A 22,388-nucleotide genomic window follows, 5' to 3' on the forward strand; every position below is an offset into this window, starting at 1 on the left:
CTCTCACGGAAGGAAAAGCGACATTGCTTGGGCTGAGGGGTGCGACTTATTCAGCAGGTGGAGGTATCTGCGCGAGGTGATGCGTGGGTGATCTAAAAGAAGCATTCGCCGCTGTAGTGGACCGGACGGTTTCTGCCGCTCGATCCTTTTACGGTGATCGGCTCATCTCGGTCGTGCTCTATGGATCGGTGGCACGCGGCACGATGCGGCATGACTCCGACGTGGATCTGTTGATCGTGGCGGATGCTCTTCCCAACGGCCGATTGAATCGGGTTCGCGAATTCGAGACTGTTGAAGAATCGTTGAAGGAGGCTTTCAGGAGAGCAGCGGCCTGTGGCGTTCATACCTCCCTGTCACCCGTCTTCAAAACCGCTCACGAAGTTCAGGCTGGGAGTCCGCTATTTCTGGATATGGTTGAAGATGCCCTGGTGCTCTACGATCGAAGCGGATTTTTTGCGAACGAACTTACTCGTCTCCGGAGCAAGCTCACTCAACTCGGCGCCAAACGGGTCTGGAAGGGCAATGCCTGGTATTGGGATCTCAAGCCGGACTATCGTCCCGGTGAGGTGTTCGAGCTGTGACGAATGAATCCTTGGCCAAGAGCTATCTAAGGAAGGCCTCAGATCGTTTGGATGTGCTTGATGTGCTGCTCAAGAAAGGAGCGTATTCAGACGTTGTGCGGGAGGCGCAGGAATTGGTGGAATTGGCGCTGAAGGGCATGCTGAGAACGATCGGCATCGAACCGCCGAAGCTTCATGATGTCGGAGGTTTGCTACTCGAGCATCGAGAACGATTTCCTATGGACGTCCAAGCACAACTGGCGGACCTGGCGGATATTTCAAAGCGGTTGCGTAAAGAACGAGAGCTAGCCTTCTATGGAGATATCGATTTTATTCCCACGGAGGAGTATTCAGCGGAGGACGCGCGGAAAGCTCGGCAAGAAGCGCAACGGGTCCTTGAAACGGCGAAGTGCGCTATTCGCATGTAAAGAGGACACACCCCGCTCGCGATGCATCGGAGTCAGCTGCTGAAAGCCGCAGTATGTGATACCGCGAAAAGCTATGTGAACCTTTCCAAGATTTGCTCAATGTACGGGAATACCGTTGTAGAGGGGATGCGGCTACGCGTGGGTGTCGGGGTGGTCCTTCGAGGATCGGGGATTTGCCCAAAACTATTAGCAAATCTTCATCTCTCACCGTCGTTTTCGGACTGCCTCTAATAGGATAGTCGCTTTGCCACCGCCGTCGTGAGACATCGTTTCCGCAACAGTGCGATCGTGCGGTGGGGTGCAGCGTTTTTTGGCCCCCACTTCTTTACCAGCCTTGGAGCATTGCCTCGCTATCTCGTGGAATGGAACATCTATAATAAGAAGGCCGCCACACAACTGATTTCCTTCCGAGATTCGTACCCATGCCTTGCTGATCGTGTCGTGGCCACGCCGTTTGATCCGCACTATTTCTTTCAGGCCGCGTGGCTCGCGCGGCGATTGCATGAGAAGAAGCCCTCGCTCCATGTCGATGTCGGTTCAAGTGTCATGATGATGAACGTGTTGAGTGCCGGTGCGAAGACGGTTTTTGTTGACTATCGGCCTCTTCGAGTCCAGCTCTCAAACTTCCTTCCGCTCGGTGGGGATATTATTCGGTTACCCTTCCACACCGGAAGCATCACGTCATTGTCGTGCCTCCATGTCCTCGAACATGTCGGACTTGGTCGGTATGGGGACCCCATCAATCCGGCTGGGAGCCTTCTGGCTGCTGCAGAGCTACAGCGTGTTTTGGAGCCTGGCGGAACGTTGTTTCTATCGGTGCCGCTCGGACGTGAGCGGGTTTGTTTCAACGCGCATCGAGTATTCTCGTCTAGCACGGTCAGCGGGTTCTTCCGGGAGCTCCAGCTCGAAGCTTTTTCGCTTGTTGACGATGCCGGACAGTTCAACGAGGGGGTTCCATCGGAAGCTGCCGCCGATCTCGACTATGGGTGCGGACTTTTTGAGTTTGTGAAGGTACGTGAGTAACGGTCTGCGGGCCTGGCTGGCTCAGAGTGAATTGTTGGCCTATAACGTGGTGCGGCGCGATCGTTGGATTGCGCAACAGGCGTCGCTGGTGCCGAGTGGGACGAGAGTGCTGGATGTCGGTGCCGGCTCCTGTCCCTATCGTGCGTTGTTCACACACTGCGACTACCGCACGCAGGACCTCGCCCCGTTGCGGGGTGACCAGCTGAGACATGGCGGCTATGGAGTGCTCGACTTCGTGTCGGATGTGACCGCCATCCCGGTACCTGACGGCAGCTTTGGAGTTGCGCTCTGTACAGAGGTGCTGGAGCATCATCCCGAGCCCATCCGGGTAGTCTACGAATTAGCGAGGATTCTTCAGCCGGGGGGAATACTCATTCTCACCGCGCCGCTTGGATCAGGAATACATCAAGAGCCCTACCATTACTACGGCGGTTATACACCCTGGTGGTACGAACGCTTTCTTAAGGCGGCCGGATTCGAGGAAATCAATATTGAACCGAACGAGGGCTCGTTTCGATTTTTTGGGCAGGAATCCTTAAGGTTTATTCAAACAACCGGTCCGTTGAGCTCGCTTCCGGTGAGTATTCGGCTGCTCTGGTTTCCGATGTGGATCGTGTTGTTTCCTGTCCTCGGCTTGGTCGTTCCCGTGTGCTGCAAATGGCTGGATAAGTTCGACCGCGAGAGGCGTTTTACAGTCGGCTACCATGTCACGGCGCGGCGGGCTGGGTCGGCGTGATGTCATGAAAATCTTGTGCGTATTGGGAGAGCATGCCTACGGCGACCCCTCACGCGGAGAAGGCCCAGAATACGCGAACTTTCTTCCTGGTTTGCGGCGTTTAGGGCATCAGGTTCACTTCTTCGAGTCGTTGTCCCGCACACTGTACGATGATTTTTCTCGCTTGAATCAAGCATTGTTGAAACGTGTGGAGGAGACGAGCCCGGATGTCCTTTTCTGCGTTCTGATGCACTATGAAGTCTGGACCGAGACCATCCGTGCGATCCGGAACAAGGGGGCCTGGGTCGTCAATTGGTCGACCGATGATTCCTGGAAATATCGGATGTTCTCCAGGCTGATCGGTTCGGAATTCGATCTCTTTATGACGACCTACCCGCAGATGATCGAACGCTACCATCAAGACGGCATCAACTCAGTCTGTCTTTCTCAGTGGGCGGCCAATGCCGATACCTTGATGTTCCCCTTGCCGGCTGCTGCCTGTCGATATCCTGTGAGCTTTGTCGGGGCAGCGTATGGGAATCGCCGAGCCATGATCGCCAGGCTTCGTCACGAAGGCATCGAGGTCGCCTGTTTCGGCCATGGATGGCCGGAAGGTCCCGTTGAAACCAAGCGCATGGGGGAAATCATTCGCGAATCGCAGATCAGCCTTAATTTCAGCGATGGAGCGCACGGTCGTTCTGATTCTGTAAATCGACAGATCAAGGCACGTATTTTTGAAGTGCCGGGATATGGAGGCTGTCTTCTGACTGAGAAGACCCCGAACCTCGATCAGTATTTCCACATCGGGGAAGAAGTTCTGACCTTCGAAGGTGCCAACGAGGTGGTCGAACAGGTCAAATCGCTGCTCTCTCATCCTGAGCGGCGAGATGAGATTGCGCGACGCGGCTTTGAGCGAGTGCGACGAGACCATACCTATGAGCGACGCTTTGAGGAGATACTGGCCGAACTCAACGAACGTGCGGCACGACGACCTCAACGGCCGATCGACTGGACGACGTTTGAGGCGGCGGCTGATCGCCACAGCCTAAGTCCTGCGCTGAAGCTGATCCGATCTTTTCTGGTCGGCGCCGCGTCTGTGATGTTCGGCAAGCGACGGGGTCCGCGCGCTGCACGTCGGCTGACCTTCGAACTCTCCTGGCGTTTGCGAGGGGCCTGGACCTACGGGGCTGCCGGCTGGCCTGGTCGGATGTTTTACAGGGAAAGTTGATTGAACGCACGGCCTCTGGTTACTGTTGCGATGTCGGCGTACAACGCGTCCGGGACGATTGACGTTGCCTTGCGGTCCATTCTGACCCAAACGTATCAAGACTGGGAATTGATCGTCGTCGACGATGGCTCGACTGATCGGACCGCAGAGAGCATATCGCATGTGAAGGATTCCCGAATCCGATTCATTCAAGAGCCGTCAGGGAATCTGGGCCTCGCTGCACGGTTGAATCAATGTGTGCGCCTTGCCAGGGGACAGTATGTCGCCAGAATGGATGCCGACGACGTGGCGTATCCGCAGCGTCTTGAACGGCAGGTTCAGTTCCTTGAAGAGCATCGCGGAATCGATCTGCTGGGAACCGGTGCGGTGATTTTCAAGGGGGAAGGCGAGGTCATCGGTTGCTATCCAACGGCAAGCTCACACGAGGCCATTTGTCGACGACCATGGTGGGGGTTTCCGCTTGCCCATCCGACTTGGATGGGCAAGCGGACCTGGTTCTTATCTCATCCCTATTCCGACGAAGATACCCGGTGCGAAGATCAAGCGCTCCTTCTTCAAAGTTTTTCTTACAGTCGCTTTGCGGCGTTGGAGGAGGTTCTCTTAGGTTACCGTGTGGCCGGCATCGAAGCTGGAAAATTGAGCCGTGGTCGGCTGAACTATTGTCGTCGGCTCCTTGCCGGAGTGAAGAACCTTCCCTCGTTCGGCTGGGCGCTGAAGGGGCTCGGCATGCATGGTGCTGCTATGGCAAGAGATGTCATGCTCAACTTAAGCGGCACGATCGAAAAGGAATCTCGTGAGTCGTGGGCGCCTGCCGGTCGGGCAGAGAGAGAACAGTGGCAATCTATATGGACTCGGGTGTCGCTAGAACGTCCTGTCTTTACTGATGCGTGACGATCGGGCGCGAAGGAGGGCGCATAGGCGATTGTGGCTGATTTTGAAGTAACGAACCGTCCATCCTTGCAGCTTCGTCACGGACTGGAGGAGAACGCAGTATTGGTGGGTCGCAATATCGACCATGAGACGGTGCAAGGGTTTGGGGATGAGTGGACCCGATTCGATCAGCGCCGGCTCGACGAAGCCGAGCTGGCGCAGTTGTTTGATCGATATTTCCGCATTTTCCCCTGGCATCTATTGCCCGACCATGCGCACGGGTTCGACCTCGGCTGCGGAAGCGGCCGCTGGGCAAGACTGGTGGCGCCAAGAGTAGGTCGGCTTCATTGCATTGATGCCAGCGAGGCTGCCATTGCGGTTGCCCGGGAGAATCTACACGAGGCACCCAATTGCGAGTTTCATGTGGCCTCGGTGGACCGATTACCATCGGCCGTAAGATTGATGGATTTCGGTTACTCGCTGGGAGTTTTGCACCATATTCCTGATACCGAAGCGGCGTTACAGGCTTGTGTCGAACGACTCAAACATGGGGCGCCGTTTCTCCTCTATCTCTATTATGCATTCGACAATCGGCCCTGGTGGTTTCGTCTCCTGTGGCGGGTCAGTGAAGTGGCTCGGCAGAACGTTTCCCGGATGCCGATGAGATTGAGGTATGTGGCGAGCCAGGTGATGGCCTCGACGATCTATTATCCCCTGGCTCGACTCTGTTGGTTCTTGGAACAAATAGGGTTGAAGGTCGAGGGCTTTCCTTTATCGGCTTATCGTTCGCAATCGTTTTATGTCATGCGTACGGATGCGCTTGACCGGTTTGGGACCAGGCTTGAACAGCGGTTTACGGCAGTTCAGATTCGTCGGATGATGGAACGAGCCGGCCTTGATCGGATTACGTTCAGCGATTCCATTCCGTACTGGTGTGCCGTGGGCTTTAAGAAGTAGCCAAGATGTGTGGTATTGCCGGAATGATGTTCCATCGAGGCTCTGAGCTCGGTCGTACTGTTTCAGGAATGACCGAGATGATCCGCTATCGAGGTCCTGACAATTCGGGAGTGTGGTGCGATGCCGACAGCGGCCTTGCTCTTGGCCATGCCCGCCTGTCGATCCTGGATCTGTCTCCCGCCGGTCATCAGCCCATGGAATCGGCTTCCGGTCGATATGTCATCGTTTTCAACGGTGAAATCTACAATCATCTGGAGCTTCGAGGGCAGCTCACGGGCCTACCGTGGCGCGGGCATTCGGACACCGAGACGCTCCTGGCGGCCTTCGAAACGTGGGGTGTGGAAAAAGCGCTTCAGGCTACCGTGGGGATGTTTGCTTTGGCTCTATGGGATCGCGTCGAGCGGCGTCTAGTCCTGGCTCGTGACCGGATCGGAGAGAAGCCGCTCTACTACGGGTGGTCCAACGGGACGTTCCTCTTTGCTTCGGAGCTGAAGGCGTTGGAAGCCTACCCAGGCTGGCGCGGTGAAATCGATCGGGGGGCCTTGGCCTTACTCATGCGCTATGCCTACGTGCCGTTACCGTACTCGATCTACACCGGCATTCGAAAACTCTTACCTGGAACGTATGCGACGATTTCTCCCACCTTTGCAGCGGGCTACTGGCCGGAACCCACCGCCTATTGGTCTGCGGCGGCGGTCGCGAGCCAGGCCCGTCGATGGGATTGGACCGATAGTATGGCTGCGGATGAGTTGAACCGGTTATTGAGTGGGGCCGTCAAGGGACAAATGGTTGCCGATGTGCCTCTCGGCGCGCTTCTATCCGGCGGGATTGATTCTTCGACCGTGGTGGCCCTCATGCAGGCACAGTCCTCTCGTCTGGTCAAGACCTTCTCGATAGGTTTCCATGAAGATGACTATAATGAAGCGCCTGGAGCGAAGGCCGTCGCCGAACACCTGGGAACCGACCATACCGAATTCTATGTGAGTCCGGCCGACGCGTTGGCGGTGATTCCGCTCCTGCCGTCGATGTATGACGAACCATTCGGCGATTCGTCCGCCATTCCAACCCATCTTGTCGCCGGCTTGGCCAAGCAGCAGGTCACAGTTGCGCTTTCCGGGGATGGGGGAGATGAGTTATTCGGTGGCTACAATCGGTATTCCTGGGGAGGATCGATCTGGCGTCGCATCGCAGGAGTGCCAGCTTCTATGAGAGCGATCGCGGCCTGTGCTTTGACGGTACCGTCGCCCGAGCAGTGGGATAGGATCGGCAGAATACTGAGGAAAGGGCTCCCGGCTTCCCTCCATCTGTCGACCCTCGGGGAGAAGGTTCATAAACTTGCCGCAGTTTTGGATTCGGCTAGTCAGACGGAATTGTATCGGCGGCTTGTATCGCTACAACGAGAGACCGCTTCCTTGGTCCTCGGCACTCAGGACAAACCGATTTGGGCTGACGCCCAAACGCAACAACTGGGGGGCGAAGATTTCAGCGAAGCGATGATGCTCCACGATTTGGTCGGATACTTGACCGATGATATCTTGGCCAAGGTCGATCGGGCCGCGATGGCGGTCAGCCTGGAAACCAGGATGCCGTTGCTGGACCATCGCGTCGTGGAGTTTTCCTGGAGTCTCCCTCTTTCGATGAAGATCAGGTCGGAAGGCCAAGGGAAATGGCTGCTTCGACAGGTTCTGTATCGCTATGTCCCGAAATATCTGGTTGAACGACCCAAGATGGGTTTTGGCATTCCGTTGGACTCTTGGCTCCGAGGCAGTTTGAGGGATTGGGCCGAGGCGTTGTTGGAGGAGTCTCGGCTCAAGCGTGAAGGATATTTCGATCCGGGTCTGATTCGAACGAAATGGCGGGAGCATCTCTCGGGTCGACGCAATTGGCAGTATTGGCTCTGGAACGTCTTGGTGTTTCAAGTCTGGTTGAGTGCTCATGCGCGATCGCCCTCGGCTGCTGTATCTTATCACTGAAGACTGGTATTTCTGGTCTCATCGTCTCGATCTGGCTCGGGCCGCGCGGGAAGCGGGCTATGATGTCATCGTGGCGGCTCGTGTGACTGACCATGGAGAACGGATCCAAAGAGAAGGATTTCAGCTTGAGCCGTTGGAGATGGTCCGTCGGAGCCGCAATCTGTTCCGTGAGGTGATCGCTGTTGCCGAACTCGTGCGATTGTATCGGCGCGTCAGACCCGACGTCGTTCACCATGTGGCCATGAAGCCGATTCTGTACGGATCTCTGGCTGCGTGGGTTGCGCGGGTTCCGGCGGTCATCAACGCATTCGCCGGTCTTGGGTATACCTTCATGGACGAACGGAACCAGCTGTTACGCTGGTGCGTGAAGACGGCGTTAAGAATCGTCCTCAGTTTGGGGCATTCTGTCGTGCTGGTACAAAATCACGATGATCAAGACCGGCTCGTCGGAGAGGGGCTGGTCCCTGTCTCTCGAACGAGAATTATTGCCGGTTCCGGCATCGATGTCGCGATGTATTCCTTACAGCCGCAACCGTCCGGTGTCCCGATCGTTGTTCTGCCGGCACGCATGCTCTGGGACAAAGGTGTGGGAGAATTTGTAGAGGCTGCAAGACGGTTGAAGCGGAAAGGCGTCGATGCGCGGTTCATCCTCGTCGGTCGACGGGATGAGCATAACCCCGCGGCTATCACGGAGATCCGCCTGAAGGAGTGGGTGAAGGAAGGAGTGGTCGAGTGGTGGGGACATCGAGAGGATATGCCGGCTGTCTATGCCGCGGCCATGCTCGTCGTGCTGCCATCGTATCGAGAGGGGCTTCCTAAAGTGCTGTTGGAAGCGGCAGCCTGCGGCAAGGCCATGGTGGCCACGGATGTTCCAGGTTGTCGAGAGATTGTGCGTGATCGATTTAACGGGTTGTTGGTTCCCCCTAAAGATTCCGTGGCGTTGGCGACGGCCATTGAAGAACTGCTGATCGACCAGAAGTCGCGTGAGGTCATGGGACAGCGAAGCCGGACCCGTGTCATGGCGGAATGGTCCGGCTCCCGAATCGCTGAACAGGTACTTGGTCTCTACCATGACATGGTGAAGGTCGCGGCCATCGATCGTTCCCATGGGTATGCATGACCAAAGTGCTGGTCACAGGTGCTGCGGGGTTTCTGGGATCGTCGCTTGTCAAAGCGCTAGGTCGGTCTGGGTATCACATGCGAGCGCTTCTGCATGATGCGTCGCGATCCATCTCGTTCTTGCCGGATATCGAAACAGTCGTTGCGGACATCCAGGATTCGAAGGCGATCCGGGAGATAGCGGTTGGCTGTGAGGTGATCGTGCATCTTGCGGCCAAGGCCCATGCCATCGATGATTCCGGGGCGGCGGAGGACTACGAGGCCGTCAACGTCGACGGGACGAAGCACATCTTGGAGGCAGCCGTGAGATCCGGGGTAAGCCGCATCGTGTTTGCAAGTTCGGTCAAAGTCTTCGGCGAGGAGACGAGGGGGTGTATCGATGAATCGCGGACTCCCGATCCTCGGACTGCCTACGGCCGGTCAAAATGGCAGGCGGAGCAACTTGTTTCGGAGTACGCAGAGCGACATGGCCTCACAGCCGTCTCACTCCGGCTTCCGATGGTCTATGGTCCGACAAGGAAAGGCAACCTGTATCGAATGATCGAAGCGATCGATCACGGGCGGTTTCCGGCCTTGCCTCGTCTCTCGGCGGTCCGGAGTCTTTTGCATGTTGAGAATTTTGTACAGGCGGTGTTGCTGTGTCTTCGTGTGCCGTGTTTTAATCGAGCTGCGTATATCGTCACCGATACCGAGCCGTATTGCGTGACCGACCTCTATGACTGGTTGCGGGTCGGATTAGGGAAGCCTCATCCTCGATGGCGAGTGCCGCTCTGGATGCTCAAGGGCGGTGCGCGGTGCGGCGATGTGCTTCGATTCATCGGTGGCCGGCAGGTTCCCTTGACGACGGAGCAACTGACCAAGCTTATCGACTGTGCCTGGTATAGTTCCACGGCCATCGAGCGGGAATTGGATTATCGGGCTACGCATTCTTTCGAGAAAACGGTCCCTGAGCTGATCGCGTTTTATCGCGAAGGCGCATCGGTTTAATCCGGACTGACCTAATGCGCCAGCCACCTTGGTTTCTGCTTGTTTCTTACTGAGATAAGCTTTAGCAGCTAACGACGCTCCCATGCCGACCATCATCCTCGCCCTTCCTGCGGTTTTGGCTTTTGTTTCCGCCTGGTGGATCACAAGAAAGTTGTGCTCGCCGAATTCGTTCCTCTCAATACTCGCTCATCCCAACGAACGGACATTGCATTCCATGCCGACTCCCCAGACCGGCGGGTTAGCCGTCATTGCCAGTGTGGTGATCAGTCTCGTTTTGGCTGCCAGTGTTTTGGCGATTATCCAACCTTCGAAGCCTATATTGCCGAAAGGCGTGGCGTCAGGGAGTGTGTGGATCGTGGTTTCGATGCTCCTGATCTTTGTCGTCTCTTTCCTCGATGACTGCATAGGTCTTCCTGCAAGGCTGCGTCTGGGTGTTCAGGCACTCTCCGCTTTTATCATCATTGGGGGTATCGGTTTGACATTGTCTTCCATCCCAATACCAGGAAGACCGAATATCCCGCTTGGGATAGCCGCAATTCCGGTCAGTGTCCTCGTCCTCCTCTGGATGGCGAATCTCTATAACTTTATGGACGGTATGGACGGCTTTGCAGGCGGAATGACGTTTTTTGGGTTCGGATTTCTCGCATATTTCGGGTGGCAGGCCCATTTCCCGGTCATGGTCATCATCGCCACGTTCGTTGCGATGGGCGCGCTGGGATTTCTCACCCATAATTTCCCGCCTGCGCGTATCTTCATGGGCGATGCGGGGAGCATTACCATTGGATTCTTGGCGGGGACATTGATGATCCTTGGAGTTCGCGACGGAATATTCGAGTTGTGGGTCCCGGTCATGATCTTCTCCCCATTCATTGTGGACGCGACGGTGACTCTGATCCGACGGGCGCTCCATCGCAAAAAGATCTGGCAAGCTCACCGGGAGCATTATTATCAGCGATTGGTCTTGAGCGGATGGAGCCATCGCCGGACCGTGCTTGCAGAGTATGGGGTCATGATGCTGTGCGGAGGGCTGGCTGTTCTGTATCATCACTCGACGGACAAAGTGCGACTCATTATTCTTGCTGTATGGGTCGGCATGTTTGTCCTACTCGGGAGCTTGGTAGGCAAGTTGGAGCGGAATGGGAAGGTCGCCCACTGCCTTCGAGATCCTGTTCCATCAGGCGGAGACGCTGAAGCGCCGGTTCAAGACCCTCCACATGTCGTCGTCAAGACATAGCTTGAAATCCGATCTTGCCGAAGACCGATCGACGAACAGCAAGGACCTCTTGCATTTCGCCGTCCGGTTGCGGAATGAAGGCCGCTTCTTTCGTCGAGGCGACCCGGAAATGGAGGATTTGTTCAAGGGGAGCATCGATCGATTCTGCCAGATCGCCCTTCGGCTGAGCGCGGCCAAGCGGGTGCTCGATGTCGGGTCTGGACAAGGTTTATTGCTCTTGTTTCTGGCCGAACTGGGTCACGAGTGTCATGGGCTCGATGTGAAGGATCAGCCTTCGATTTACCCTGATACGTATGGGAAAGGCATTACGTTTCAGCTTTGCAATGTGGAAGCAGATGCGATTCCCTATCCCGACGAATCATTCGATGCCGTGGTGTGCTGCCAGGTGCTTGAACATTTTTCACATTCTCATCTGCCGGCGGTCCGTGAAATGAGGCGAGTGTTGCGGCCGGGAGGAGTCCTGGAGATCGACGTGCCCAACGTCGCCAGTTTTAGAAACCGGAGCCGTCTGTTGCGAGGAAAGCATATTACCTACGACTATGCCGATCACTATCTTCATGCGACCCCCATCCTGTACAAGGGCATGTCGTATTATCCCCGCCGACACAATCGCGAGTTTACCCGGGGTGAGTTGGAGTTGCTGCTGGACTCGGCGGGGTTCGAAAGATATGAGGTGTCCTTCCTGAAGTCCAGGCGGTACCGCGAGGGGATGGAGCGGATGAAATCAGTGGGTACGGCGATGAAAGACATGATTCCGTCTCTTCGGAAATCTCTGATCGCGTTCGCCTACAAGTGATGAGTTGGACGAAGGATAGGATGCAGATGGAGGCGAGGCGAGCGGCAGGCTGGACGACGACTGCGCTCGGATTCACGATTCCACTGTGGGTAGTCGCGGACGGTATCCTCGTCGTTCTGCTCGTGTTGTGTTGGGCGGCCTCTGGCGGATGGCGTGAAAGACTTCGCCGGATGACGGCAAATCCTGTGGCGCTCACCGCTTTGTTGTTGTTCGGGTGGTTGCTGGCAGGATCCTTTTGGGGGCTGGGCACACCTGATGAACGGATGCTGGCGGTGAAGAAGTATGCCGATCTCCTGCTTATCCCTTTGTTGATTTCAATGGCGGTCGATGCCCAGGAGCGCAATCGCGCAATCTCGGCCTTGGCGGCCTCATTACTAGTGACGTTGGCACTCTCGTTCATATTAGGTTTGGGGTTCCTTCCAACAGGCGGGTTCATCAAAGGCGAGATGGGCAATCCGTTCGTGTTTAAGAAACACACCACGCATAACGTCCTGATGGCGTTCGGCGCGCTGCTCTTTGCCCTGCTGGCCTGGAAATCCTCACACAGGTGGGTGCGATGGGGGTGGGGGAGCGCGTCAGTCTTGGCCGCAGGTAATGTCTTGTTGATGGTCCAAGGCCGAACTGGGTATGTCGTGCTGGCCGGCCTCGCCATCCTGGCTTTTCATATGACCTTCGGATGGCGAGGAATACTCGCGTCGATGGTGGCGCTAAGCGTGACATTTTCGACAGCATACCAGGTTTCATCTGCATTCCATGAACGGGTGAATCTTGCGGTCTCCAGTGTCACACAGTGGAATCCGAAGGTGGCTGTAGTGGATGACCCGATAGGCTGGCGATTGGAATATTTCTATCACACCGCTGAGATCATTCAGGACCACCCACTGATAGGTATCGGCACCGGAGGGTTTGTTCAAGCGTATCGGGCGCGGACAGAGCAAGCCGGTCTCGATGTTCCTCCCCATCCCCACAATCAATACCTCTTTATTCTGGCACAAGTAGGCATAGTCGGACTTGGGTTACTGCTCTGGTTGTTTGTACAACAGTGGCGATCGGCGTCTCTTACCGGCGACGAGACGTATAGATTACTTGCCAGAGGGTTGGTGGTCACCATAGCGGTGGGATGTTTCTTCAACCCTTTTCTCGTCGACCATACGGAGAAACTATTTTACTGCTTGTTCTCCGGTCTCATGTATTCCGGGCCTGATTCACAATGTGATGCGAGGGCATGAATCTTTCCGCTTACATTATCGCCTTCAACGAGGCGAAGAAAATCGCCGACACCGTCAACAGCGTGCTGTGGGCCGACGAAATCATTGTGGCCGATTCTGCCAGTACCGACGAGACCGCTCGGATCGCACAGGACTTGGGAGCCCGTGTCGTCCAGATCCCATTCCGGGGATTCGGCCACCTGCGAAATCAAGCCATCAAAGCCTGTACACATGAATGGATTTTGAGCCTGGACACGGATGAACAGTGCACGCCGGAAGTGCGGGATGAAATCCTCGCGATACTTGCCGGAATTCCCGCCCACGACGCCTATCTTGTGCCGAGGCGGAATTACTTCATGGGACGCTGGATCAAACATTCCGGCTGGTATCCAAATTTCCGCCAACCGCAATTGTTTCGAAAAGGGTCCATGAAATATCTGGAATCTCCTGTCCATGAAGGATATGAATTATTGACCGCCAAGCCGGTCGGTCGGCTGGCGCATGCGATTTGGCAGATTCCGTTCAGGGACTTTGAAGAGGTTGTCAAGAAGGCCAACCGCTATTCGTCGCTTGGGGTACTGAAGCTCGCCGATCAACGAGTGTCGATGGGGACCGCATTGTTTCATGGCATCTGGTCGTTCCTCAAACATTATGTCGCGAAGCGAGGGTTTCTGGACGGATGGCCGGGGTTTGTCATTGCCTTCGGAAATTTCGAGGGAACGTTTTATCGGTATGCCAAGCGGTTCGAACAGCAGGAGATGTGGTCGCTTCCCAAACAGGGGCCTCTTCGACGCCGCGTTGACTCGCCATTGAAATGAAGACAGCAGTGATCGTGACGACATACAACCGCCCTGATGCGCTGGCGGTTGTACTGGAAGGCTACTGCAGCCAAAGCGATCAAGATTTCGGGCTGCTGGTTGCAGATGACGGGTCAAAGGAGGAGACGGCCGAGGTCGTGCGGCAATTTGCACGGCGCACGCCGTTCCCGCTGACGCATATTTGGCAGGAAGACCGTGGATTTCGTGCCGCAGCAATCCGCAATCGCGCTGTCGCAGCAGCGGAGGCCGACTACCTTATTTTCACAGACGGAGATTGTGTTCCTTCCCGTCATTTTGTGGGTGTCCATAAGCGGCTTGCCGAACCAGGCTACTTCCTAGGATCGAACCGCGTATTACTCAATGCCGACTTGACGAACCGTGTTGTCCGAGACCGGCTTCCGATTCATGAATGGACAGGAACCGATTGGGCGCTTTCCTGGTCGCGTCGGGAAGTCAATCGCTTGCTTCCATTGATGAAATTGCCGGATGGTGCTTTTCGAAAATGGACGCCGGACCGTTGGAAAGGCATCAAGACCTGCAATCTCTCCATTTGGCGGACCGACTTGATCGGTGTGAACGGGCTTGACGAGTCCTACGAGGGGTGGGGGCTTGAAGATTCTGATTTGATTATTCGCCTTCTTCATGCCGGCGTCAAGCATAAGAATGCGCGCATGGCTGCGACGGTGTTTCATTTATGGCATCCCGAGCAGGATCGCATGAGGCTGCCCGACAATCAGGAACGTCTGGATGATCTTTTGCGTTCGTCGAACGTTCGAGCCGCCATTGGACTCGATCAACATGGTGGTCTCTGATGCGGACCGGCCATCGTCCTGATGACGAAATCCGGATTGCGAAATGAAGCGCGAAATGAACAGCGCGTTGGTCGTGTGTACGCGTCGAATCGGGGATGTCCTCTTGGCCACGCCGGTCGTTCGTTCGCTCAAGGCGGCGTTGCCCCAGCTGATGGTCGATATGCTCGTGTTCGAAGGGACCGAGGATATTGTATCGGCCAATCTTGATATCCGACGAATCTGGACGATTCCCGAACGTCCTCCGATCGGAACTCATCTGAGATTACTCCGCTCGATTTGGCGTCGCTATGATGTCGCCCTTTCAGTCTTAGCCGGCGATCGCCCGACCTTTCACGCGTGGGTCGCCGGCCGATATCGCGTGGGAACGTTGTTGCCGGACAACAAATCACGGTGGAAACGGACCCTGCTCCATGAATGGATTCCGTTCGATAACCTCTATACCCATACGGTCGTGATGAATCTGCGGTTGCTTGCACCGTTAGAGATCAAACCTCTGGGAACACCCGTTGTCAGTTGGAAAGAGGAGGATGAAGCATCCGTTCATCGCCGGTTTCCTGGAGTAGTGAATCATCGACGATACGCCGTACTGCATGTCTCGCCGAAGTTTGTCTACAAGACCTGGTCGGTGGCCGGTTGGGCCGCACTTGGACGGTGGCTAGCCGATCAGGGGCTTGTGGTCGTGGTGGCAGGAGGGACGTCGGATCAACGAGCCTACAGCGAGCAAGTGGTCGAGAGACTCCCGGATGCGGTGAATCTTGTCGGTCATCTGACATTGCCGGCGCTCGGGTATCTGCTCAGCCGAGCAGCCCTGTATGTCGGAACGGATACCGCTGTGAGCCACATGGCGGCGGCCATCGGTGCGCCGACCGTCGTCCTGTTCGGGCCATCGAATCCGGTGAAGTGGGGGCCCTGGCCGAAGAACTTCCCTGTCACAGCGCAGAGTCCATGGAAAACCCACGGATCGCAACGGCTGGAGAATGTCTACTTGCTTCAAGGAGAAGGAGACTGCGTGCCTTGCTTGGGCGAAGGCTGCGATCGCCATATCAATAGTTTGAGCAAGTGTCTGCAAGAGTTGTCCGTGAATCGTGTCATCCAGGTCGTCGAGATGCTGTTGGCGGAGCAGGAGCTTCGCGTTCGGACATCAGGATTCGCATGAAACAGACCGTAGCCAAATTATTTCACTCCATCGCCGGACGGTATGGGAGCACGGTGCTCGATCATCGCTCGACCCTCGTGATCGGCGCGCAGCTGGCTCTGATCCTGGCGGCCAATGTGACCGCCTTTGCGCTGCGCTTTGAGGGCGATATTCCTCCCGAATATCGGCAGATCATGTGGGATCATGTGCCCGCCCTGTTGCTGATATTCGGTGCCGGTTTATGGGTATTTGGGATTGATCGAGGGCTTTGGAGATATGTCGGTCTTCACGATCTGGGCAAAATCCTCTTGGCCTCTCTGACCAGCGCAGCAGCATTTTACGGAGTGATCCATCATCTCGGCGGTATTACGCAATATCCTCGATCCGTGATCATCTTGACCGGCCTGTTGAATGGATTGTATTTGGCGGGAATTCGATTAGCCGTGCGGGGGTTCCGTGAGTGGCTCCAGGTCGTCGGCCCTAGTGCACGACGCGTGTTGATCGTCGGTGCCGGGAATGCAGGCGAGCTGTTGGTCAGGGACATGTTGTCCGATGCAAATTATAACTGCCGTCCGGTGGGGTTCGTGGACGACGATCCTATCAAGCGTAAGAAAAAGATCCATGGAATCCCGGTTGTAGGAACCATTGCCGATACCAGGAAAGCGGCCGATAGGCTGGATGTCCAAGAGATCATCGTCGCCATTCCATCGGCTTCGACGACGGTGAAACAGAAGATTTTGGCGGCTTCGGAAGGGTGCACGGTTCCGATTAAAACCTTGCCCGATATCAAGCAACTCTTAGTCGATCCTGTCTCTCTGCAGCGAGTACGGCCGATGAGACTGGAGGATTTGCTGCAGCGTGAACCGATCGAAACGGATCGTCAGGAACTGCGCCCTCTCGTCGCCGGAAAGGCGGCATTGGTGACCGGAGCGGGAGGGTCGATCGGATCGGAGTTGTGCCGGCAGATCGCGCGATACAAACCGGCATGTCTGGTCTTGTTCGAACGGTATGAAAATGCCCTCCATTCGCTCCTGCTCGAGTTGAGAGCGGAACATCCGGAGGCGGTGATTCTCCCAGTCATCGGAGATGTCACTGTGCCGGACCGAGTATCGGAGGTGTTCAATCAGACGCGTCCGGATATCGTGTTCCATGCTGCTGCGCACAAACATGTTCCGCTTATGGAACTGAACCCGAAGGAAGCGATCCGCAACAATATCCTAGGGACTCGCGTGGTCGCCGAAGTCGCCTTAAAAACAGGCGTTGACCGATTTGTGCTGATCTCTACGGATAAGGCCGTCAATCCATCGAGCGTCATGGGTGCCACCAAGAGAATTGCGGAGCATTTGGTGCAGGAGTTCAACCATACCGGTCTCACGAAGTTTACGGTCGTGCGGTTCGGCAACGTGTTGGGCAGCAATGGGAGCGTGGTGCCCCTGTTCGCCGAACAGATCCGGAAGGGTGGTCCGGTGACCGTGACTCATCCGGAGGTCAAGCGGTTCTTTATGACGATTCCGGAGGCCGTGCAGCTGGTTCTCCAAGCGAGTGTGATCGGGCGGGGAGGAGAAGTATTCGTCCTCGATATGGGGGAACAGATCAAAGTCGCTGATCTGGCCAGAAATATGATTGTGTTGGCCGGCCTTGTTCCAGGAAAGGACGTTGACATAGTCTTCACGGGGCTTCGGCCGGGAGAAAAGTTGTACGAGGAGCTGTTTGAGGAACGTGAGCAAGTCGAGCCGACCGCCCATCCGAAAATTCATCGTGCTATTGGATCTCCTGTTCCTGTCAGCGAGCTGAGTGAATGGCTGGAGTCGTTACAGGCTACTCTTTCGAATCTGGACGAAGAAGAACTGCTTCAAGATCTCAAACGGCTTGTTCCAAGTTTTCAACCTGTCCTATCTGAACGGATGGCTTGACAGCATGGTGACAAAGCCTACCATCATCGTCGTTCGCGCATCGTTCACATGCAACACACAGGGAACCCAATAGAAGCATGAGTATTCTGGTCACCGGCGGCGCCGGGTTTATCGGTGCCAACTTCGTTCTTGACTGGCTGGCGCAACACGAGGAGCGCCTGATCAATCTCGACAAGCTCACCTATGCGGGCAATCTGGACAATCTTGCCGGCCTCCAAGGGGATACGAGGCATCTGTTCGTGCGAGGCGATATCGGTGATACGGCGCTCGTCGATCGACTGCTGGCCGAGCACCGTCCTCGTGCGATGATCAATTTCGCGGCTGAGAGTCATGTCGATCGCTCCATTCACGGTCCCGGCGAATTCATTCAGACCAACATCGTCGGTACCTTTCACTTGCTTGAATCCGTGCGGGCCTACTGGGAAGCGCTGGAAGGTGAGGCCAAAGAGGGCTTCCGTTTTTTACACGTGTCCACCGACGAAGTGTACGGCTCGTTAACGACAGCGGCTCCATCCTTCAGCGAAACGAGTCGCTACGAGCCCAACAGTCCCTATTCGGCCAGTAAGGCGGCCAGCGATCATCTTGTGCGCGCCTACCACCATACCTATGGGTTGCCGGTTCTCACGACCAATTGTTCAAATAATTACGGTCCGTATCACTTTCCTGAAAAACTCATTCCCCTCTGTATCCTGAATGCGTTGGCCGGCAAGCCGCTTCCTCTGTATGGCGACGGCCGACAAGTGCGAGACTGGCTGTACGTCAAGGACCACTGCAGTGCCATCCGTCTGGTGCTTGAAAGGGGGCGTGTGGGCGAAACGTATAACATCGGCGGCTGGAACGAAAAAGCCAATCTCGATGTTGTGCAGATGCTCTGCGACATCCTCGACGAACTCCGCCCCCGTTCCGACGGCAAGCGGTATGCCGACCAGATCACCTTCGTCAAAGATCGTCCCGGCCACGACCGCCGCTACGCTATCGACGCGAGCAAACTCGCACGGGAACTAGGGTGGAAGCCACAAGAGACCTTTGAAACAGGCATCCGCAAGACGGTGGCTTGGTATTTGGATAACCAGAGGTGGGTTGCCAACGTCACCAGCGGGGCCTATCGCAACTGGATCGACAAGCAGTACGGCACCTGAGCGCGATGAGGATACTGGTAACCGGCAAGCAGGGGCAGGTCGGGTTTGAGTTGCAACGGGCATTGGCTCCCTTGGGTGAGATTGTCGCCGTGGGTTGCGCTGAGTGTGATTTGGCCGATGCCTCTGCGATCTCTGGCTTGGTGCGATCGGTTAAACCCGATCTGGTGATCAATCCCGGAGCCTATACTGCCGTGGACAAGGCACAATCACAGCCCGAGTTGGCTCACGCCGTCAATGCTGTCGCCCCTGGGGTCCTGGGGGAAGAAGCGACGAAACTGGGCGCATGGGTGGTGCATTATTCCACCGACTATGTGTTTGATGGAACCAAGGCGGGTCTCTATACCGAAGATGACATGACGAACCCAGGAAATGTCTATGGACGAACCAAGAGAGATGGCGAGATTGCACTAGAAGCAACCGGCGCGCGGCATCTGATTCTTCGCACGAGCTGGGTGGTCGGAGCCCAGGGGAAAAATTTTGCGAAAACGATCCTGCGATTGGCTCTTGAACGAGAAAGTTTGAACGTCGTGGCGGATCAATATGGGGTGCCGACATCTGCGGCCTTGCTCGCGGATGTGACGGCACTGCTGGTTCGGCAGAGACAGCGCGAGGGAGATGACAACTTTCCCTTCGGCTTGTATCATCTTGTGCCAGGGGGGGAGACGAACTGGTGTGAGTATGCGCGGTTTGTCCTGTCGGAGGCCAAGGCTCTTGGCAAGTCGCTCAAACTTTCACCGGATTCGATCTGTGCGATTCCCTCGTCGGAATATTTCACCGCCGCTAAGCGTCCGGCCAATTCACGGTTGGATACCACGAAGCTTCGCCGTGGGTTTGGCCTGGAATTGCCTGAGTGGCAAAGCGGCGTCCGGCACATTCTTCAACAGATTCTGAGTGACTCATGAGCACACGCAAAGGTATCATCCTCGCCGGTGGCTCCGGCACTCGTCTGTATCCGGTGACACAAGCGGTTTCCAAGCAGTTGCTACCGGTCTTCGATAAACCGATGATCTACTATCCCCTCAGTGCGCTCATGTTGGCGGGGATCCGGGACATCCTCATCATCTCCACACCTCAGGACACCCCACGCTTCGAGCAGCTGCTGGGGAGCGGCAAGCAGTGGGGGCTGGATATCCAGTATGCAGTACAGCCCTCGCCCGATGGGCTCGCACAGGCGTTTCTTATCGGTGGGTCGTTCATCGGGAACAATCCCTCTGCCTTGGTGCTGGGCGATAACATCTTCTATGGCCATGATTTTCACAATCTGCTCGGCAACGCCATGGTGCGCACGAACGGGGCGACGGTCTTTGCCTACCATGTGCATGACCCGGAGCGGTACGGTGTGGTCGAGTTTGATGAGAAGGGCGACGTACTGTCACTGGAAGAAAAGCCGAGGCAGCCCAAGTCGCACTATGCCGTGACCGGCCTCTATTTTTACGACCATCAGGTGGTTGAGTTTGCCAAGAGCCTCAGACCTTCCCGGCGCGGTGAACTGGAAATTACGGACCTGAATCGCTTGTATCTGGAACAAGGCACACTCAAAGTCGAAATCATGGGGCGTGGGTATGCCTGGCTGGACACTGGTACGCATGAATCGCTCCTCGATGCGAGCCAGTTCATCGCCACACTAGAAAACCGGCAAGGTTTGAAGGTGGCATGTCCCGAAGAGATCGCCTATCGCCAGCGATGGATCGATGCCACCCAGCTTGAAAGACTTGCAAAGCCGCTAGACAAAACCGGTTACGGGCGGTATCTGTGTCGCCTGCTGGAAGAAAACGTCTTTTAATGAAGGCCACGCTGCTCGATCCGGTAATCGCAGGGCAAGTTGGTGCGTCTCGTGAAGGGGCTGCCTTTTTAGAAGCGTAGCGTGTCGAGTGACCAGCGCAACTCGGTCCTTATCTCAGAGCGTCAATCCTCATGCCGCGCATGCGGTATCAATTGCGGCCTTGCTGCGGAGCCTCTGGAGGAACCGCGGGCTTATTGCGCAGATGACCAGGCGCGAGGTGATCGGGCGCTATAAAGGGGCAATGATGGGGCTGGGGTGGTCATTCCTTCATCCCGTGTTTATGCTGGCTGTCTATACCTTTGTGTTCTCTGTGGTGTTCAAGGCCCGCTGGGGCGGAGGAGAAGAAGAAACCAGAACGCAGTTTGCCCTTGTGCTGTTTATCGGCATGATCGTGCACGGTTTGTTTGCAGAGGTGCTGAATCGAGCGCCGGCGCTTATCTATTCTAACGTCAATTACGTCAAGAAAGTTGTGTTTCCATTGGAGATATTGCCGGTCGTGACCATGGGTGCGGCATTGTTTCACAGCCTTATCAGTATTGGAATCTGGCTGGCAGCGTTTGCCCTACTGAATGGGTACGTGCAATGGACCGCAGTGTTCGTTCCATTGGTGTTGATGCTACTGATCATCATAACCCTTGGCCTGGCCTGGATGCTGGCATCCTTGGGAGTGTTTGTGCGGGATGTGGGGCAAACGATCGGCATCATGACTACGGTGATGTTGTTTCTTTCGCCGGTCTTTTACCCTGTGACTGCCCTTCCGGAAGCCGTTCGACCTTGGCTCCTGGCTAATCCGCTTACCTTCATCATCGAGCAAGCGCGAGCAGTCTTGATCTGGGGGCGCATGCCGGACTGGGTGGGATTGGGAGCGTACGCACTCGTTGCAATTGCCGTTGCTTGGGCCGGTTATGCGTGGTTCCAAAAAACACGCAATGGGTTTGCCGATGTCCTCTGAGGATATCAAGCCGGCCAAGGTCGTATGGCACAATGGGCATGTCCAAACTGAAGATCGTAGCCACCTACTTGGGCAGCGACCAATAACAATATGGCTGACGGGTTTAAGCGCATCGGGCAAATCCACCTTGGCGTTTGCGTTAGAGCATCGGCTGGTCGATGTCGGCCATGCCTGCTATGTGTTGGATGGCGACAATGTCCGGCATGGCTTGAACAAGGATCTGAGTTTTTCACATCAGGACCGAACCGAAAATATCAGACGCATCGCAGAAGTGGCGCGATTGATGAACGACGCGGGTCTAATCGTCATAACGGCATTTATCTCGCCGTACCGTGATGACCGCCGATTAGCGCGAGAGATTGTCGGCGCAGAGCGTTTTGTGGAAGTCTATATCAGCACGCCCATTGAAACATGTGAGGCGCGAGACCCTAAAGGCATGTATAAGCGGGCGCGGGCAGGCCAAATATCAGGATTTACGGGCGTGAATGATCCATATGAATCACCAGGAACACCTGATCTGACGATTGACACGTCGATCGCCTCACCCTCAGAGTGTGTGGGGAAGATGCTGGCCGAAGTAATTGCGCGCATTGCCGTATCCAAAGTCGAGAAGCAACCCACGCTCAAAGCCTCCCAATGAGCGGTGACGATATTGCCATCACAGTCAGCGGTCTTCACGTCTATTTCAAGCAAGATGAAGCGGCGAAGAGCAAGGAAGTGGAGGATAGAGCGTCTTCC

At 55.8% G+C, this 22,388-nt stretch carries 22 protein-coding genes; all 22 read left to right on the forward strand.

The features are described 5' to 3' along the window. The first annotated feature begins 83 nt into the window (after positions 1-83). The 22 genes from P0120_09985 (at position 84) to cysC (ending at position 22,290) form a co-directional block, all read left to right on the forward strand. Entirely contained in the window at positions 84-581 is a 498-nt protein-coding gene (locus tag P0120_09985) for a nucleotidyltransferase domain-containing protein (GenBank protein ID MDF0674647.1), read from the forward strand. After that, positions 578-988 carry a HEPN domain-containing protein gene (locus tag P0120_09990; protein ID MDF0674648.1) on the forward strand — a complete coding sequence of 137 codons (411 nt, stop codon included), beginning with the start codon at positions 578-580 and terminating at the stop codon, positions 986-988. The genes P0120_09985 and P0120_09990 overlap by 4 nt, the downstream gene beginning before the upstream one ends. A gap of 288 nt (positions 989-1,276) precedes the next feature. After that, positions 1,277-2,011, forward strand: a complete 735-nt coding sequence (locus P0120_09995; protein MDF0674649.1) for a DUF268 domain-containing protein — start codon at positions 1,277-1,279, stop codon at positions 2,009-2,011. Next, positions 2,004-2,747, forward strand: a complete 744-nt coding sequence (locus P0120_10000; protein MDF0674650.1) for a methyltransferase domain-containing protein — start codon at positions 2,004-2,006, stop codon at positions 2,745-2,747. Before P0120_09995 ends, P0120_10000 begins: the two co-directional genes overlap by 8 nt. A 4-nt stretch (positions 2,748-2,751) precedes the next feature. Then, complete coding sequence (locus P0120_10005; GenBank protein MDF0674651.1) at positions 2,752-3,954, forward strand: glycosyltransferase; 1,203 nt, start codon at positions 2,752-2,754, stop codon at positions 3,952-3,954. Next, positions 3,955-4,845: a glycosyltransferase family A protein gene (locus tag P0120_10010; protein MDF0674652.1), complete on the forward strand. Its 891-nt coding sequence runs from the start codon at positions 3,955-3,957 to the stop codon at positions 4,843-4,845. It begins immediately after the preceding gene. A gap of 33 nt (positions 4,846-4,878) precedes the next feature. Next, entirely contained in the window at positions 4,879-5,781 is a 903-nt protein-coding gene (locus tag P0120_10015) for a class I SAM-dependent methyltransferase (protein ID MDF0674653.1), read from the forward strand. A gap of 5 nt (positions 5,782-5,786) precedes the next feature. Beyond that, positions 5,787-7,754, forward strand: coding sequence for an asparagine synthase (glutamine-hydrolyzing) (gene asnB, locus P0120_10020; GenBank protein ID MDF0674654.1), 1,968 nt, complete (start codon positions 5,787-5,789; stop codon positions 7,752-7,754). Continuing rightward, a complete protein-coding gene (locus tag P0120_10025) occupies positions 7,717-8,874 on the forward strand; it encodes a glycosyltransferase family 4 protein (GenBank protein ID MDF0674655.1) in 1,158 nt (385 codons plus the stop codon). The genes asnB and P0120_10025 overlap by 38 nt, the downstream gene beginning before the upstream one ends. Beyond that, entirely contained in the window at positions 8,871-9,860 is a 990-nt protein-coding gene (locus P0120_10030) for an NAD-dependent epimerase/dehydratase family protein (GenBank protein MDF0674656.1), read from the forward strand. The genes P0120_10025 and P0120_10030 overlap by 4 nt, the downstream gene beginning before the upstream one ends. An 82-nt stretch (positions 9,861-9,942) precedes the next feature. Next, a complete protein-coding gene (locus P0120_10035; GenBank protein ID MDF0674657.1) occupies positions 9,943-11,094 on the forward strand; it encodes a glycosyltransferase family 4 protein in 1,152 nt (383 codons plus the stop codon). Position 11,095: 1 nt separating this feature from the next. Further along, positions 11,096-11,890, forward strand: a complete 795-nt coding sequence (locus P0120_10040) for a class I SAM-dependent methyltransferase (protein ID MDF0674658.1) — start codon at positions 11,096-11,098, stop codon at positions 11,888-11,890. A gap of 26 nt (positions 11,891-11,916) precedes the next feature. Beyond that, positions 11,917-13,119, forward strand: coding sequence for an O-antigen ligase family protein (locus tag P0120_10045; protein MDF0674659.1), 1,203 nt, complete (start codon positions 11,917-11,919; stop codon positions 13,117-13,119). Further along, positions 13,116-13,916 carry a glycosyltransferase family 2 protein gene (locus P0120_10050; GenBank protein MDF0674660.1) on the forward strand — a complete coding sequence of 267 codons (801 nt, stop codon included), beginning with the start codon at positions 13,116-13,118 and terminating at the stop codon, positions 13,914-13,916. Before P0120_10045 ends, P0120_10050 begins: the two co-directional genes overlap by 4 nt. Further along, entirely contained in the window at positions 13,913-14,728 is an 816-nt protein-coding gene (locus P0120_10055; GenBank protein MDF0674661.1) for a glycosyltransferase family 2 protein, read from the forward strand. Before P0120_10050 ends, P0120_10055 begins: the two co-directional genes overlap by 4 nt. Before the next feature lie 43 nt (positions 14,729-14,771). Then, on the forward strand, positions 14,772-15,884 hold the full coding sequence (locus P0120_10060; GenBank protein MDF0674662.1) for a glycosyltransferase family 9 protein: 1,113 nt from the start codon (positions 14,772-14,774) through the stop codon (positions 15,882-15,884). After that, a complete protein-coding gene (locus P0120_10065; GenBank protein MDF0674663.1) occupies positions 15,881-17,776 on the forward strand; it encodes a nucleoside-diphosphate sugar epimerase/dehydratase in 1,896 nt (631 codons plus the stop codon). Before P0120_10060 ends, P0120_10065 begins: the two co-directional genes overlap by 4 nt. Positions 17,777-17,853: 77 nt before the next feature. Continuing rightward, complete coding sequence (gene rfbB, locus P0120_10070) at positions 17,854-18,915, forward strand: dTDP-glucose 4,6-dehydratase (GenBank protein MDF0674664.1); 1,062 nt, start codon at positions 17,854-17,856, stop codon at positions 18,913-18,915. Between the two features lie 5 nt (positions 18,916-18,920). Beyond that, positions 18,921-19,817 carry a dTDP-4-dehydrorhamnose reductase gene (gene rfbD, locus P0120_10075; protein MDF0674665.1) on the forward strand — a complete coding sequence of 299 codons (897 nt, stop codon included), beginning with the start codon at positions 18,921-18,923 and terminating at the stop codon, positions 19,815-19,817. Beyond that, on the forward strand, positions 19,814-20,698 hold the full coding sequence (rfbA, locus tag P0120_10080; protein MDF0674666.1) for a glucose-1-phosphate thymidylyltransferase RfbA: 885 nt from the start codon (positions 19,814-19,816) through the stop codon (positions 20,696-20,698). Before rfbD ends, rfbA begins: the two co-directional genes overlap by 4 nt. Before the next feature lie 88 nt (positions 20,699-20,786). After that, positions 20,787-21,650 (forward strand): ABC transporter permease, encoded by an 864-nt coding sequence (locus tag P0120_10085; GenBank protein MDF0674667.1) that lies wholly within the window; start codon positions 20,787-20,789, stop codon positions 21,648-21,650. Next, positions 21,640-22,290, forward strand: a complete 651-nt coding sequence (cysC, locus tag P0120_10090) for an adenylyl-sulfate kinase (GenBank protein ID MDF0674668.1) — start codon at positions 21,640-21,642, stop codon at positions 22,288-22,290. The genes P0120_10085 and cysC overlap by 11 nt, the downstream gene beginning before the upstream one ends. Positions 22,291-22,388 lie beyond the last annotated feature (98 nt).

It is taken from the genome of Nitrospira sp. (assembly GCA_029194675.1).
GTDB lineage: Bacteria > Nitrospirota > Nitrospiria > Nitrospirales > Nitrospiraceae > Nitrospira_D.